17 protein-coding genes are annotated in these 15,290 nt (G+C 57.4%); 11 read left to right on the top strand and 6 right to left on the bottom strand.

The window, feature by feature from the left end; genetic code table 11:
- Positions 1–30 precede the first annotated feature (30 nt).
- Positions 31–1,212, bottom strand: coding sequence for a cytochrome P450 (locus GOW09_RS05120; RefSeq protein ID WP_171116157.1), 1,182 nt, complete (start codon positions 1,210–1,212; stop codon positions 31–33).
- Between GOW09_RS05120 and GOW09_RS05115 the strand changes: the two genes are divergently transcribed.
- The 7 genes from GOW09_RS05115 (at position 1,211) to GOW09_RS22285 (ending at position 8,616) form a co-directional block, all read left to right on the top strand.
- A complete protein-coding gene (locus GOW09_RS05115) occupies positions 1,211–2,992 on the top strand; it encodes an ATP-binding protein (protein WP_171116155.1) in 1,782 nt (593 codons plus the stop codon). The genes GOW09_RS05120 and GOW09_RS05115 overlap by 2 nt on opposite strands.
- Positions 2,989–4,218, top strand: a complete 1,230-nt coding sequence (locus GOW09_RS05110; RefSeq protein WP_171116154.1) for a sigma-54 dependent transcriptional regulator — start codon at positions 2,989–2,991, stop codon at positions 4,216–4,218. Before GOW09_RS05115 ends, GOW09_RS05110 begins: the two co-directional genes overlap by 4 nt.
- Positions 4,219–4,580: 362 nt before the next feature.
- Positions 4,581–5,582, top strand: coding sequence for a DctP family TRAP transporter solute-binding subunit (locus tag GOW09_RS05105; protein ID WP_171116152.1), 1,002 nt, complete (start codon positions 4,581–4,583; stop codon positions 5,580–5,582).
- Between the two features lie 113 nt (positions 5,583–5,695).
- Entirely contained in the window at positions 5,696–6,373 is a 678-nt protein-coding gene (locus GOW09_RS05100) for a TRAP transporter small permease (protein WP_171116150.1), read from the top strand.
- Complete coding sequence (locus tag GOW09_RS05095) at positions 6,373–7,749, top strand: TRAP transporter large permease (protein ID WP_152457844.1); 1,377 nt, start codon at positions 6,373–6,375, stop codon at positions 7,747–7,749. The genes GOW09_RS05100 and GOW09_RS05095 overlap by 1 nt, the downstream gene beginning before the upstream one ends.
- A gap of 154 nt (positions 7,750–7,903) precedes the next feature.
- Positions 7,904–8,215 (top strand): multidrug efflux SMR transporter, encoded by a 312-nt coding sequence (locus GOW09_RS05090; RefSeq protein ID WP_171116148.1) that lies wholly within the window; start codon positions 7,904–7,906, stop codon positions 8,213–8,215.
- A gap of 92 nt (positions 8,216–8,307) precedes the next feature.
- Positions 8,308–8,616 carry a hypothetical protein gene (locus GOW09_RS22285; protein WP_217360254.1) on the top strand — a complete coding sequence of 103 codons (309 nt, stop codon included), beginning with the start codon at positions 8,308–8,310 and terminating at the stop codon, positions 8,614–8,616.
- Positions 8,617–8,704: 88 nt separating this feature from the next.
- Here GOW09_RS22285 and tpiA read toward each other — a convergent pair whose 3' ends face one another.
- Both tpiA and GOW09_RS05080 read right to left on the bottom strand, forming a co-directional pair.
- Complete coding sequence (gene tpiA, locus GOW09_RS05085) at positions 8,705–9,454, bottom strand: triose-phosphate isomerase (protein WP_171116146.1); 750 nt, start codon at positions 9,452–9,454, stop codon at positions 8,705–8,707.
- A gap of 148 nt (positions 9,455–9,602) precedes the next feature.
- Entirely contained in the window at positions 9,603–9,968 is a 366-nt protein-coding gene (locus tag GOW09_RS05080) for an iron-sulfur cluster assembly accessory protein (RefSeq protein WP_171116144.1), read from the bottom strand.
- Between the two features lie 289 nt (positions 9,969–10,257).
- On the opposite strand from GOW09_RS05080, the gene GOW09_RS05075 reads away from it, so the two are divergent.
- Positions 10,258–10,527: a hypothetical protein gene (locus GOW09_RS05075; protein ID WP_253284171.1), complete on the top strand. Its 270-nt coding sequence runs from the start codon at positions 10,258–10,260 to the stop codon at positions 10,525–10,527.
- Between the two features lie 220 nt (positions 10,528–10,747).
- Here GOW09_RS05075 and GOW09_RS05070 read toward each other — a convergent pair whose 3' ends face one another.
- From GOW09_RS05070 to GOW09_RS05060, 3 genes are all read right to left on the bottom strand, one after another.
- Positions 10,748–11,110, bottom strand: coding sequence for an SUF system Fe-S cluster assembly protein (locus GOW09_RS05070; protein WP_152457849.1), 363 nt, complete (start codon positions 11,108–11,110; stop codon positions 10,748–10,750).
- A gap of 94 nt (positions 11,111–11,204) precedes the next feature.
- Positions 11,205–11,483, bottom strand: coding sequence for an NfeD family protein (locus tag GOW09_RS05065; RefSeq protein ID WP_171116140.1), 279 nt, complete (start codon positions 11,481–11,483; stop codon positions 11,205–11,207).
- Entirely contained in the window at positions 11,483–12,373 is an 891-nt protein-coding gene (locus GOW09_RS05060; RefSeq protein ID WP_171116138.1) for an SPFH domain-containing protein, read from the bottom strand. Before GOW09_RS05060 ends, GOW09_RS05065 begins: the two co-directional genes overlap by 1 nt.
- A 175-nt stretch (positions 12,374–12,548) precedes the next feature.
- On the opposite strand from GOW09_RS05060, the gene GOW09_RS05055 reads away from it, so the two are divergent.
- From GOW09_RS05055 to GOW09_RS05045, 3 genes are all read left to right on the top strand, one after another.
- On the top strand, positions 12,549–13,460 hold the full coding sequence (locus GOW09_RS05055; protein ID WP_171116136.1) for a nucleoside hydrolase: 912 nt from the start codon (positions 12,549–12,551) through the stop codon (positions 13,458–13,460).
- A 63-nt stretch (positions 13,461–13,523) separates the two neighbouring features.
- On the top strand, positions 13,524–14,654 hold the full coding sequence (gene tgt / locus GOW09_RS05050; protein WP_171116134.1) for a tRNA guanosine(34) transglycosylase Tgt: 1,131 nt from the start codon (positions 13,524–13,526) through the stop codon (positions 14,652–14,654).
- A gap of 91 nt (positions 14,655–14,745) precedes the next feature.
- Positions 14,746–15,153 (top strand): DUF6636 domain-containing protein, encoded by a 408-nt coding sequence (locus GOW09_RS05045; RefSeq protein WP_171116132.1) that lies wholly within the window; start codon positions 14,746–14,748, stop codon positions 15,151–15,153.
- Positions 15,154–15,290: the final 137 nt, after the last annotated feature.

Genomic DNA, 15,290 nt, shown 5'->3' with positions numbered 1-15,290 from the left:
AGCGTCGTGTAGATATGCGAAATGTGATGGCTAACGTCTGACCAGCAGCTGATTCAGCCCGTGAAAGTGATAACTGTCCGAGTAAAGCGGCGGCGCAGCCAGTTTCAGGTTTGGACAGCTTTCGAACAGGATCGGCAAAGCAATCCGCATTTCAAGACGCGCCAGAGGTGCGCCGACGCAGAAATGAATTCCGCCCCCAAAGCTTGTGTTGACTTCAATCGGACGGCTCGGCTGAAACGTGTTCGGTTCAGCCCAGACAGCGGGGTCGCGGTTGGCCGCGCCAAGCAACAGTGCCACTTGATCGCCACGTTTGAATGAATGGCCGAACAGATCCACGTCCTCATACGCGTAACGTGTGAACATGTGCAGAGGCGGGTCATAGCGCAGGATTTCTTCGATGGTTGCGTCGAGTCCATCCGGTGCCAGGGCGTCGGGGGCGGTACTGGTCTGCAACAGGGTTTTCACCCCGTTCCCCAGTGAATGCACGGTGGCCTCATGGCCTGCGTTGAGCAGCAGGATGCAGGTGGCAACCAGCTCGTCCAGTGACAGTTTCTGGCCTTCTTCCTCGGCGCTTATCAACCGGGTTATCAGGTCGTCCCGTGGATCATTGCGCCGCAGCTCTATGTATTCCTTCAGGAATTCGGTGAACTCCCGAGATGATTTGGCGGCCGTGTCTTCGGTGTCCTGCGTGCGATTGGCCTGATACATGGCAACCATATCGTGAGACCACCGTAGCAGATCGGGCGCCATGGCTTCGGGGACGCCCAGAAGCCGGCAGATCGTGACCACCGGAACCTGAGTGCAATAGGCTTCCAACAGGTCGAACGTGTTCCGAGGGAAGTCCTTTATCAGGCCGTGGCACAGATCTTCGATGGAAGGTTGCAGCGCAGAAATCGCCCGTGACGTGAAGGCGCGCATCACCAATGATCGAAGGCGTGTGTGCCTTGGCGGTTCTGCCTCAAGCAGTGAATGGGCCTCGATGGCCAGCCAGGGCGCCAGATGGGCGGGACCTTGCTCTGCCAGTTCGGGCGGTACCTCGCGGCCAAATCGGCGGTCCCGAAACAGGGCGCGAACCGCGCGGTATGAAACCGCGGCGACCATACCGTAGTCCTGCCAATGGAACAGATCGCCCGAGCCTCGCGCCTTGTCGTAGAACGGGTAGGGGTTTTGGACGAAACCCGGGTCTGTCGGTGATTGCGAAAAAGACTTCATGCGCCGCACACTTGCCATGCGGCGCATTGAATGCAAGACCCTGTCTATGCACAGGGTTTGGTTCATTTCCGGTTTTTTGCTCGCCGTTGGGCTATTGTCGGGGTTTGTCTGGTCTTATGGATATCGACAGGCCCTGTCTCAGCTGAGCGAGAAGGCAGAGGCAGATCTTGAGCTGGCGGCTGACCGGCTGAGCACGCAGATGCAAGTGTATCAGGAACTTGCCGTGCTGATGGCGACACATCCCGTTTTGCATGAACTGGAAACACAGGCCGACAGACGCCAGGCTCGGGAAATGCTGCTGGACGTTGCAGACAAGACTGCCGCCGTAAACATGATGTACCTGGATACGAGCGGGCAGGTGCTGGTATCGGCGCAGCCTGTGTCCCAGCGCAACATGGCCCATCATCCGGCTTTCCGCCGTGCGATGCAGGGCGCCTTGGGCAGTGCGCATGAGGTTGTACCTTCGGGCGAAGACCGGATCTATTCCTATGCCGCCCCCACTTTTGGCCCGTCTGGCCAGATCGAAGGCGCGTTGATGGTCGTTGCTGATGTTCAGGACGTTGAACAAACGTGGCGTGGCAGTACCGAGGCGGTTTTCTTTGTCGATTCAGATGGTGTCGTTTTCATTTCCAACAGATCCGACCTGCTGTTCTGGCGCCGGGCGGACGGTGAGGCGGGATTGACGCCGCCAGATGGTGCGGCCGTCGATTTTTCCTCGAAACAGGTTGGCAGGCACGAGTTGTGGCATTTGAACTGGGGGCGTTACCTGCCGCGCGATGCGCTGCATCTGACCCTTGATTTGCCGGTGATCGACATGACTGCCGAGGTTCTGGTGGACGTGGCGCCGGCCCTTCAGCTTGCCAGGCTTCAGGCGGCGGCCGTCGCAGCGATCTGTCTGGCCTTTGGGGCCATGCTCTTTCTTGCCATGGAGCGGCGGCGGGCATTGGCAGAAGCGAATGCCGTTCTGGAAAGCCGTGTGGCCAAACGTACCCATGACCTGACAGTGGCAAATGCCAGTTTGCGCAAGGAAGTGGCGGAACGGGAAGAAGCCGAGGCGGCGCTGCGGCGGGCCCAGGCAGACCTGGTGCAGGCGGGAAAGCTCAGCGCTTTGGGGCAAATGTCGGCGGGCATCAGCCACGAACTGAACCAGCCGCTTATGGCCATACGACAATTCGCGGATAACGGTTCAGCGTTCATGACGCGGGGAAAACCTGAAATGGCTGCCGAGAACCTGGGCCGGATCTCGGAAATGGCGGCGCGGATGGCGCGGATCATCAAGAACCTTCGCGCCTTTGCCCGCAACGAAAGCGAACCGATGGGGCGGGTTGACCTGATTCAGGTTCTCAACACCGCTGTTGAACTGACCGAGGCCCGCCTGCGAGACGACGATGTAACCCTGAACTGGAACCCCCCGAATGGCGCTGTGTATGTTTGGGGGGGTGAAGTACGTTTGGTGCAGGTGTTCGTGAATCTGATCAACAATGCGGCGGATGCAATGCTGGGGCGACCAAAACGGATTATTACGATAACGCTGCGAAAAGGCGCACGATTGAGCGTTTCCTTGCAGGATACTGGCCCGGGCATTGAAGACCCCGACCGGATGTTCGAGCCGTTCTATTCCACGAAAAGCGTTGGATCGTCAGAAGGTTTGGGGCTGGGGCTTTCCATTTCCTACGGGCTGGTTCAAAGCTTTGGTGGGGATATACGGGGCGCGAACACGGCGGATGGGGCCATGTTTACCGTAGAACTGGAACCCTGCGACAAGGAAGAGGCCGCATGATGCGCAGGGTTTTGTTGGTCGATGATGATGCAGCCGTACGCGAGGCCCTGTCTCAGACTCTGGAATTGGCGGACTATCAGCCAACAACCGCTGGATCCTTTGTGGCGGCCAAGGATCACATCAGCCGCGAGTTTCCCGGTGTCATCATCTCGGATATCCGCATGCCGGGGCGGGACGGGTTCCATCTTTTGTCTTATGCCCGAGAGGTCGATCCGGATCTTCCCGTGGTTCTTCTGACGGGTGAGGGCGATATTCCCATGGCCGTCGACGCCATGGGAAAGGGTGCGTTCGATTTTCTGGAAAAGCCGTGCGCCGCGTCCGATCTTCTGGAGGTGCTTGAACGCGCCTTTGCAGCCCGTTCGCAGGTATTGGAGCAAAGAGCGGCGAAATCCGAGCTGGAACGAGGAGACCCCGCCGCGCGTTTGCTGTTCGGCCTGTCGCCCCAGGCCGAGGCCCTGCGCGAGCGGGTTCGGACCGTTGCGCCAACAGGTGCCGAAGTTCTTGTGACAGGACCGCCAGGCAGCGGCATCTCGAAGGTCGCCGAGGTCGTGCATCTGATGTCGCCAGCAGGGCAGGGACCATTTGTCAAACGCACGGCCTCAAGCCTCAGCCCCGACGACTTGGCCGAGAGCTGTGAAGATGCGGCAGGTGGGTCATTGTTTCTGGATGAAGTCTCGGCCATGCCCCATGCCACGCAATTTGCGGCGTTGGAGATCATCGAGCATGGACCAGGCGGGCGTATCATTGCAGGAACGACCGCTGATCTTTCAGCGCTGAGTTCTGAAGGCCGGTTCAATGCAGACCTGTTTTACAGGCTGGATGTCATGCGGGTGCGTATTCCATCGCTGGCAGAACGCCCCGACGACATTCCGGTGATCTTCCGCCATTACGTTGCACAGGCCGCAGAACAGGCGGGGATCGTGGCGCCGGAAATCTCGTCCGAGCATCTGGCGTCGCTAATGGCCAGCGACTGGCCGGGGAATGCGCGATCCCTGATGTCAGCCGCGATGCGCTTCGTGCTGGGAATGCCGGAAGAAGTCGCGCAGGCAACTGATCTGGGGCTCAGCGAACAGATGGCGCGGGTGGAGCGGTCGCTGCTCATCGCGGCGCTGGGTCGTCACAACGGTAAGGCATCAGATGCGGCGAAGGCATTGAAACTGCCGCGCAAGACATTTTACGACAAGCTGGCAAGGTACCAGATTCGGGCCGAGGATTACCGGCGGTAACGGTCGGGCTCCCGCCACCTTTTTCCGTTTTAACATGCGTCTAAAGCTGTTGGGCCGGGCAGCCCGCTGTCGCGGGCTGCGGTTTCGCGCCAGTTGATTCGGGTGTTTTGATTCGCAGGGTGTGCGGATTTCCGCACAAACTGGAAGATTGCTGTGCGGAATTTCGCACTCGGGGTTTCGAGTGCGTCAAGTATCCATTGCAGAACGGTTCATAACCTTATGAAATAAAATCACTAAATAGAAACTCGAGGAGCAAAAAACAAATCGTTGAGTGGATCGTGCCGATTCGTTTCACTTCGCTGCATCTGATACCGAATTGGTGTCGAAGGACAGTTTCAAGGAAGTCTGGGAGGAAAAGACAGATGAAATTCCTGACAACGGCAGCAACCGCTCTGGCGCTGACAGTCACAGCCACCGCAGGGATGGCAGCCTGTGACGATGGTGAAATCGTCGTCAAGTTCGCGCATGTGACCAACACTGACAAACACCCCAAGGGCATTGCCGCATCGCTGCTGGAACAGCGCGTCAATGACGAGATGAACGGCGTGATGTGCATGGAGGTCTATCCGAACTCGACCCTGTACAACGACGACAAGGTGCTGGAAGCGATGTTGCAGGGCGACGTTCAGCTGGCCGCACCGTCGCTGTCAAAGTTCGAGAAGTTCACCAAGCAGTTCCGCCTGTTTGACCTGCCGTTCATGTTCAAGAACATTGACGCTGTAGATGCATTCCAGGCTTCGGCCGATGGTCAGGCGATGAAGGACAGCATGCAGCGCCGTGGCCTTCAGGGTCTGGCCTTCTGGCACAACGGCATGAAGCAAATGTCGGCCAACAAGCCGCTGGTCGATCCGTCGGATGCAAACGGTCTGAAGTTCCGCGTGCAGTCTTCGGACGTTCTGGTGGCACAGATGGAGGCCATTGGTGGCAGCCCGCAAAAAATGGCGTTCTCGGAAGTTTACGGCGCGCTGCAACAGGGGGTTGTGGATGGTCAGGAAAACACCTGGTCGAACATCTATGGCAAGAAGTTCTTCGAGGTGCAGGACGGCATCACCGAGACCAACCACGGCATCATCGACTATCTGGTCGTAACCTCTGTCGACTGGCTGGACAGCCTGGATCCGGACGTACGTGACCAGTTCCAGACCATTCTGGCTGAAGTCACGGAAACACGGAACAAAGAGGCCTTTGCCGTGAACGAAGCAGCCAAAGCTTCGATCGTTGAAGCAGGCGGTGTCATCCGCGAATTGACCCCGGAACAGCGTCAGGCCTGGGTTGATGCGATGAAGCCTGTTTGGGACCAGTTCGCAGGTGACGTGGGTCAGGACAAGATCGACGCGGCTCAGGCCATCAACGCCGGCTTCTGAATCTGGCTAAAGGCAGCGCGTCCGGGGACTGGGGAGTATTCGACGCGCTGGCCGGGCGGGCTGAACAAGCCCGCCCAACACTCTCTCATCACAAAAAATGCGGGGACAGAAAGATGTCTGGTGCGAATTCCGGCCAAGGCGGGCTGGTCGACCATATCGAAGAAACCCTGATCGCGTGTCTGTTGGGCCTGATGACGGTCGTGACATTTGCCAACGTGATCGCGCGGTTTGTTTTCAATTCCAATATCCTGTGGGCGCTTGAACTGACGGTGTTCACTTTTGGCTGGCTGGTGCTGCTTGGTGCCTCTTACGCGGTCAAGAAACACTCTCATCTGGGTGTTGACGCGATCCTAAACATGCTGGCCCCGGCGCCGCGTCGCATTCTGGCGCTCATCGCTGTGGGGTGCTGTCTGGTGTTTTCGCTGCTGTTGCTGAAAGGCGCCTATGACTATTGGGCGGTCTTCGCGGATCTGCCGCCGACATCCGGACGCTGGTTCCCGACCGGGCTCAACTTCGACGCCCGCAGCCAGAGCTTCTATGAGGTTGACGATATCCCGATGGTCGCTCCGCTGCGGTTTCTGGAAGACCTGATCAACTATGGCGAAGGATACGAGAAGCTTCCCAAGGTGGTGCCCTATCTTGTGCTGCCGGTATCGATGCTGCTGCTGGTGATCCGGTTCGCCCAGGTTGCCGTTCAGATCTGGCGTGGTGAAACGGACCGCCTTGTCGCCAGCCACGAAGTCGAGGACGAGATCGAAGAAGTCCGCGCTCAGCAAGGAGAGCACAACTGATGGACGTCGTACTTCTTTTCTCGATGGTCGTCGGCCTGCTGCTGATCGGTGTGCCGATTGCGGTTGCGCTTGGCCTCAGCTCGACCCTGTTTCTGCTGATCTACTCAGACAGTTCACTCGCTTCTGTCGCGGGCACGCTGTTCGAGGCTTTTGAAGGGCATTTTACCCTGCTTGCGATCCCGTTCTTCATTCTGGCGTCGTCCTTCATGACAACAGGTGGTGTCGCACGACGGATCATCCGGTTCTCGATCGCCTGTGTCGGGCATTTGCCCGGCGGGCTGGCGATTGCGGGCGTCTTTGCCTGTATGCTGTTCGCAGCCCTGTCCGGGTCGTCTCCGGCGACCGTGGTCGCCATTGGCTCGATCGTCATCGCGGGGATGCGTCAGGTGGGCTATTCCAAGGAATTTGCCGCCGGTGTGATCTGCAACGCGGGGACGCTGGGTATTCTGATCCCTCCGTCCATCGTCATGGTCGTATATGCCGCCGCTGTTGAAGTCTCGGTTGGGCGCATGTTCCTTGCAGGTGTTATTCCCGGTCTGATGGCCGGTTTGATGCTGATGATCACCATCTATGTCATGGCCAAGGTCAAGAACCTGCCCAAGGGCGAATGGAAAGGCTGGGGAGAGATCTTTACCTCGGCCCGTGAGGCCGGTTGGGGTCTTTTCCTGATCGTCATCATTCTGGGTGGTATCTATGGTGGCATCTTCACCCCGACCGAGGCCGCCGCAGTCGCCGCAGTCTACGCGTTCTTCATTGCCAGCTTTGTGTACAAGGACATGGGCCCGCTGAGCACGGAAGAAGGCACCCAGAACCTGCCGCTGCTGAAAAAACCCTATGCGCTGATCACGGCGTTCTTTCACCCGGACACCAAGCATACGCTGTTCGAGGCTGGCAAGTTGACTGTCACTCTGCTGTTCGTGATCGCCAACGCGCTGATCCTCAAGCATGTTCTGACCGACGAACAGGTGCCGCAGCATATCGCCGAAGCGATGCTGTCGGCGGGCCTTGGCCCGGTCGCATTCCTGATCGTGGTGAACGTGATCCTGCTGATCGGCGGTCAGTTCATGGAACCGTCTGGCCTGCTGGTCATCGTAGCGCCCCTGGTGTTCCCGATCGCTATCGAGCTGGGCATCGACCCGATCCATCTGGGTATCATCATGGTGGTCAACATGGAGATCGGGATGATCACACCTCCGGTCGGTCTGAACCTGTTCGTGACTTCGGGTGTTGCGGGTATGCCGATGATGAGCGTTGTGAAGGCGGCGCTGCCGTTCCTGGCGGTGCTGTTCGTCTTCCTGATCATGGTGACGTATATTCCGTGGATATCGACCTTCCTGCCCAACACGTTCATGGGGCCGGAAATAATAACCAACTAGACTGTCTGAAAACTGAACAAAGCCGGGTGGTGTCAACTGCCCGGCTTTTTCGTGTCTTGAAACCGCGCGATGGGTTCTTATTTGAGGCACAGAGGACGACCTCTGCTTTCTGGAACATCATTCGGGACGACCCGTACGGCTATGAGGTTGTCTTATGCCCTGGATCTTTCTTCTGTTTGCTGGCCTTTTGGAAATTGTCTGGGCGGTTGCCATGAAGCAGTCGGCCGGTTTTACCCGATTGTGGCCGACGGCCGTGATGGGCGTTTCGATGTTGGGTTCATTTGGTCTGCTGGCGCTTGCAATGCGGGACTTGCCGTTGGGGACCGCATACACGATCTGGACTGGGATCGGTGCGGTGGGGGCGTTCAGTGTCGGTATTCTGTTTCTTGGCGAAGCCCTGACACCTGCGCGGATCGCAGCTGCGGTTCTGATCGTGACAGGCCTTGTGGTGATGAAGCTGGCCTGATGCGCTTGACTTGCCAAGCCAAAGTACTTCGGCAGTTTATAGTACACACACGCGGCTCGGAATTTTGACCGGCTCTGACAGACGCATTTTGCGTGGCTCCTGAAAAGGCGGAGGCCGGATTTGACGACGGCGGATGTCGCATCGGATCGGTTCTGGCGCGGGATGGCGGAGTTGTCTCACAAGGTCGCAATCATCCTGTACAGGGCGGCAACCCGACCGTGCTGGAAGAGCTGGATGCCCTGCCCAAGGCGGGGCGTCAGAAAACATATCGCGCCATTACCCAGTGTAATTTGTTCGCTTCCCATTGCTCAGATCGGAACCCCGCGTATCTTCGTCAACTCACGGAGTTTCGTGCGCAAGGCAGGACTTTTGTACGATCAAAGGGGACGGGCCTGTTGTAGTGAACAACCCTGACCGCAACGCGTTGAAGCGACGATCTATTGAATAACCGATCCTTGGGCCGAAGAAACTGCGGGACGAAGTCTGAAATTAGGCGCCTTCCAGCGCTTGAATGATTCCTGAGAAATCAGACGCTTTCAGGCTGGCCCCGCCTACAAGTGCGCCATCGACGTTGGAAACTGAAAATATGTCCGCCGCATTGTCGGGTTTTACCGAACCGCCATAAAGCAGGCGGACGGAACGGCCCACGCCTTCGCCAAAGCGGCGCTCTAGCCGGGCGCGCATGAAGTCGTGAACTTCCCCGATTTCTTCCAGGGTGGGAACTTTGCCGGTGCCAATTGCCCAGATCGGTTCATATGCGACGATCAGGTTCTCGCCGGTTGACTGATCCGGGATCGACCCGGACATCTGGCCGCCGATGATGTCGAGCGTATTGGCAGCTTCGCGCTGCTCAAGGCTTTCACCCACGCAAATGATCGCCTTCAGACCTGCATCCATCGCTGCGCGCGCCTTGGCCCGCACATCTTCATCATGTTCACCGTGGTCCACGCGGCGTTCGGAATGGCCCAGGATGACCGATGTTGCACCGGCATCCACCAGCATATCCGCACTGATATCTCCGGTATGCGCGCCTGATTTTGCGGCATGACAGTCCTGACCACCGACAGAGACAGCAGTGCCCTGAACGGCAATTGATGCGCGGCTGAGCAATGTTGCCGGTGGGCAAATCAGGATATCCACCGATGCCGCCGGGTGGATCTGAGACAGCGCCTTCAACTCGGTCAGCTCAGCGCCGGTCCCATTCATTTTCCAGTTTCCAGCCGCCAGCTTCTGCCGCATTTCGGTATCTCCCTGATCATCCGATGATTTTAGCATGCGGATAGCATTGTCGGCATCATCTTACAATTCTGCTCGCATGCTGATCCCGGACGGAAACATCGAAGATGGGTCCGCATGCGACGTTCAAATGAAAAGTGATGAGGCGGGCTTAGCCTTGTTGGGCGATGTTTTCGTCAAATTTGATCGACTCACCGCAGCCGCAGGCGTCGACGACGTTCGGGTTCTTGAATTTGAATCCGGATTCCAACAACGACACTTCGTAATCGATTTCGGTTCCAAACAGAAACATCTGGGCCATTGGCGCAATCATGATGCGCGCGCCGTCCTGTTCGACCACTTCGTCATGAGGATCTGCCTGATCGACATATTCCATGGTGTATTCCATGCCTGCACAGCCGCCTTTTTTGACGCCGATGCGCAAACCAGCGTGACCGCCCGAATTCATCAGGCGGGTAATCTGCTCTGCGGCTTTGGGCGTTATGGTCACAGCCTGTTTGCCGGGGATGCCGAACATGTAAATCTCCGTTGTCGCGCGTTACACCCAATCTAGGGGCCAAGGCTCTTTTGCTCAAGGCAATGTCGTGTAAAGAAATTGAATTCGCTGGAAAGCTTAGTGTTTCTGCGTCGCCGCTCTGCAAACTTGCTTTGATACGGGAGGCGGGGTTAGCATCAGTCTTATGAAGTTTTGGAACCCCGTCCGAATAGATGGCATGACATGAAGTGGTAAAAATATGAATTATTTAGAGTCGAAAGTTAAAGTAGCTTTACTTGCGGCCGCACTTTTTTCCGTAAGCGTGTGTGCGATGTCCGACGAAGCTTGGGCGGCCACGGGATCGGAACGGCACCCGGTGAATTGTGCAACGGCGGAAGGGGATCTGCGCGCAATTGCATCGGAAAAGAAACATGCGGAAGACAAACAACTGGAAAGCATTGCTGCCATAACACCTGCCGGGGCTCTGTTGGGGCTGGTCACGGGAACCGAGCAAAAAAGACTGCAAATGCTGTCAGGTGACTACGTCAAGCAACTGGGCGCCAGAGCGGCAGAGATCAAGGAAACCTGCAATCTGAATTGATCGTCGTTGTCGGAACAAAAAAGGACCGTTCTCGGGCAAGAACGGCCCATATTCTTGAGCTGGGAAGCGGGGGGCGGTCATGGCATACCCAGCCGAAGGCACCGAATACGCGAATGCCACCTTCGGGTGTTATCCGTCAGGAGTGTGACAGGGACTGCACGATAGGATGACAAAAACACCAAAGTTTCGTGACAGTCGGCTGGGGGCAAGTGCCTGATGGCTACATAAAGCCCAATTCCAGGCGCGCCTCATCTGACATCATCTCCATGCCCCAGGGCGGTTCCCAGGTCAGTTCGACATCGACTTCCTTGACGCCCGCAACAGGCTCTATGGCCTCGACAATCCAGCCGGGCATGTCGCCCGCGACCGGACATCCGGGTGCCGTCAGGGTCATGATTACCTTCACGGCGTTGTCCGGAGAAATGTCGATCGTATAAATCAGGCCCAGGTCATAGATGTTGACCGGAATTTCCGGGTCGTAAACCGTGCGGCACGCTTCGACGACTGCCTCGTACAGCGGGTGTTCAATCGTTGACGGCGCAATCAGCGGGGTGCCTTCAAACTGTTCGCTCGGGTGGGTCATCTTTGCCTCGGGTCAGTTGCCTGAGTGATTATATAGGGAATACCTGCAACAGCGTCCAGTAGGGGCGTGACGCTCGGGTGAGCGTCACTGTGTCTTAGTCATTGATGTCATGCGTGAAGGTTTTGACCTGACCATGCGGCAAGGCAAAAAGCCGGCGCAGGACAAGCCATGCGATCAACGAAAGAACCGCGAAGATCAGCGCAATCACATGCAATGACAATGTCAGACCGGGGATGGCGAGGATGAGACCGGTGATCGCGGCCCCGATTGCAAAGCCCAGAAAGATGAATCCGGGCAGAACGATTTCCAGGATCCCCAGAGCCAGCGCGGCGGCCAGCCAGATCCACCAGGTCAGCCAAAAGGGATCAGCCATCATCTACCTCCTTTGAGCATCTTGAACGCGTCACCAAAGGCTTCGAGCGCATTGGCAGGCACAACTATGGTCTGCTTGCCGGAACCGTTGCCCAGTGCATTAAGGGCTTCAACCTGTTTCAGCGCAACCTGATACTGCGCAGCCTCGATGCCATTGTCCTGAATGGCCTTGGCGACGACGCCTGTAGCGTAGGCCTCGGCCTCGGCCTGAATGCGTCGCGCCTTGGCGGTTTGCTCCGCTGCGTACAGCTCGGCATCGGCGTGCAGTTCGACGGCGCGTTTTTGGCCTTCGGCTTCGGTCACCTGCGCACGGCGGGCACGTTCCGCGTTCAGCTGTTGCAGCATGGCATCGCGGGTGGCCTGATCCAGATTCACATCCAGTATCTCGGCCCGGGTCACTTCGATTCCCCAATCATCCACTGCGGTTTCAACGCTTTCCTGAATGCGTGTGATCAACTGTGCACGGTTCGATTGCACTTCGTCCAGATCCATCTTGCCGATCTCGGCACGAACGATACCGGCAACCGTGGTGGCAATCGCTCCGTCAACGTCGCGGATACGATAGACCGTCTTTTCCGGTTCGAGAATGCGGTAGAAGACAGAGGTGTCGATTTGCACCAGCACGTTGTCCTTGGTGATCGCGTCCTGTGTCGCGTTCGGCAACTGGCGTTCAAGGATCGAGATCTTGTGGCGGGCAACGTCCAGAAACGGAACAATGAAATTGATGCCGGGGCCAAGCACCGAATGCAGTCTTCCAAACCGTTCAACCACGTATTTTTCGGATTGCGGAACGATCTTTATGCCCTTGAAAATAACGATAACCACCAGCACGGCGGCCAGCAGGTAAATGATGTTTGATGAAAGCAGTCCGATGATCTGATCTTCGGTCATTCTGTCCTCTTTTTATTGTGTACTATGGTATACATATGGGGATCGAGTCGCTCGATTTCAACTCTGGTATGGAGGGAAAGCTGGCGGATGCAAACGCCTCACTACGGGAATTCAGCATTGAGCCGAACTGCTGTGACTGCTTTGCATCCCGGCTTGTTTGCGGTATCGGGCGGGGATGAAATTGATAATCGATACAGACCCCGGCATCGACGATGCCATGGCGATTGCCTATGCCGCCGCCGCGCCTGAATTTGACCTGATCGGCCTGACCACGGTTTTCGGCAATACGCACGTTCATCAGTCCAGCCGCAATGCCCGTTTCCTGCTGGACAAGCTGGGCCTGGACCTTCCGGTGGCGGAAGGCGCGCCTTTCCCTCTGGGGGCTGACATGCACGTCCCATCGGACCATGTCCATGGTCCCGAAGGGTTTGGCGATCTGACCGAGATTCCCGAGATCGGACGGAACCATGATCTTCCCGCCGCAGAGTTTCTGGCCGAGATGGCCCGGATGCACAAAAACGAGTTGGTGGTATGTGCGGTCGGACCGCTGACCAACATTGCCAACGCCATGCGATTGGACCCGGAATTTGCCGGTAATCTCGGCCGTTTGGTGATCATGGGCGGTGCCGTCTACTGCAAGGGCAACGTCACCGACCATGCAGAAGCCAACGTCTATCACGATGCGGTTGCCGCGGATGCGGTCTTTTCCGCACCGCCCGAGACCGTGCTGGTTGGTTTGGACGTTACCCTGAAAACACTTTACGAGACCGCGGATTTCGACGCGCTGGCTCAAAAATCGCCCGGCATGGGATCTTTTCTGCGTGATATCTCTCGATTTTACCTGAAATTCTATAAAGAAATCGGCGGATTGGAAGGGTGCGGCCTGCATGATTCAACCGCAGTGATCGCCTGTTCGCACGGGGCCATGTTCGACATGGTCGAAACCGGGCTGCGTGTTGTGACGGAAGGCGACCGGATAGGTGCGACGCAACCTGACCGGGATCGTCCCGCAGTTCATGTTTGTCGTGATGTGGATGGGGCGGGTGTCGTGCGTCTGTTTACTGACCGCGTTGCATCCTTGCCCTGACGGGTTGCAAAGACCGATCGGATCGGGCAAATCCTGCCCGGTTCGGCGATCCGAGGCGATGACATGACCCAGCAATTCTCTTTCAAGCTCAAGGCCACAGACGGCAAGGCGCGCACCGGTGTCATAAGCACTCCGCGTGGCGAGGTGCGGACACCTGCCTTCATGCCGGTTGGTACCGCCGCGACGGTCAAGGCGATGATGCCGGAAAGCGTCCGGGCCACCGGGGCCGACATCCTGCTAGGCAACACCTATCACCTGATGCTGCGCCCCACGGCCGAGCGGATTGATCGCCTGGGCGGGTTGCACAAGTTCATGAACTGGGACCGACCGATCCTGACGGACTCGGGGGGGTTTCAGGTCATGTCGCTGGCCGGTTTGCGCAAGCTTACCGAAAAGGGTGTGACCTTCAAATCCCATATTGACGGATCGAAACACGAGCTGACGCCAGAAAGATCAATGGAAATTCAGCGCCTTCTGGGTTCCGACATTGTGATGTGCTTTGACGAATGCCCTGCATTGCCTGCAAATCGCGACCGGATCGCCGAGTCCATGCGTTTGTCGATGCGTTGGGCCGAGAGGTCCCGTAACGCATTCGGGGATCGTCCGGGGCATGCTCTGTTCGGAATCATGCAGGGCGGTCTCGAGCGGGACCTGCGGGAAGAAAGCGCCGAGGCGTTGAAGAAGGTTGGTTTCGAAGGCTACGCCGTTGGTGGTCTGGCAGTGGGTGAGGGGCAGGAAGCCATGTTCGACTGTCTCGATTACGCGCCTGATTTCCTGCCCATAGATAAGCCGCGTTACCTGATGGGCGTTGGCAAGCCGGATGACATAGTCGGAGCAGTGGCGCGCGGGATCGATATGATGGATTGCGTTCTGCCCTCGCGCTCGGGCCGTACCGGTCAGGTGTTCACGCGCCATGGCGTGGTGAACATCAAGAACGCGCGTCATGCGGATGATCCACGCCCGCTGGATGAAAACTGTTCTTGCCCGGCCTGTTCGAACTATTCACGTGCCTACCTGCACCATGTGTTCCGCGCCAACGAGATGATCTCGGGCATGTTGCTGACCTGGCACAACCTGCATTACTTTCAGGAAATCATGCAGGGCATGCGGGACGCGATCGCTGAAGGCTCATTCGAGGCGTGGCAGGCCGCGTTCCACGCGCAACGCGCACAGGGCGACATCGAACCCCTGTAACCTGTCCGTTCAGGTGACAATTGCGGGGTTTTCCGGTATTCTGAAACCACTTTGTTCAAAGTTGTTTTGTTTGTGACCCGGAGAATTTTTGATGTTCCGCTTTTTCCTCGGCGCAGTCATTTTTTGCGCATCCCCTGCCGTTGCTGACGTCTGGACCTTTGAGACCCCATCCGAAAACATTCAGTGTTCGGTGGGGGAAAGCGCCGAGACCTCGGACATTCGGTGTACGATCATAGAAAGATACGGCCCTCCGGCGTTGCCGCGCCCCGCGAACTGTCAATCTGACTGGGGGCATGATTTTCAGATGTTCGACACCGGTCCCGTGGAATTGCTGTGCCAGCCACTGAACCGGAGCCGGGACGGATTTGACCGTGCGGAATACGGTGTAACCGGTCGGTTCGGAGGATTTACCTGCACCTCCTCCACGAAAGGTCTGGAATGTCGCAACCTGGATGACCACGGTTTTTTTCTGTCCCGGGCAGTGCAGCAGGTGTTCTGACCCCGAAATTGCGCATTGCATATGCATGCTACACTAATTTCGGTGGATATGTTCCCGGGACATCTTGCAGTCCCGAAAACCTCGGTTCATGCTGCGACACGATACATGGCGATAAGGTTGAAAAAGGGCGATGAGGC

Origin of the sequence: Ruegeria sp. HKCCA5463, from assembly GCF_013034175.1 — a bacterium.
Taxonomy (GTDB): domain Bacteria; phylum Pseudomonadota; class Alphaproteobacteria; order Rhodobacterales; family Rhodobacteraceae; genus Ruegeria.
This window is presented reverse-complemented; position numbering and strand designations above follow the sequence as displayed.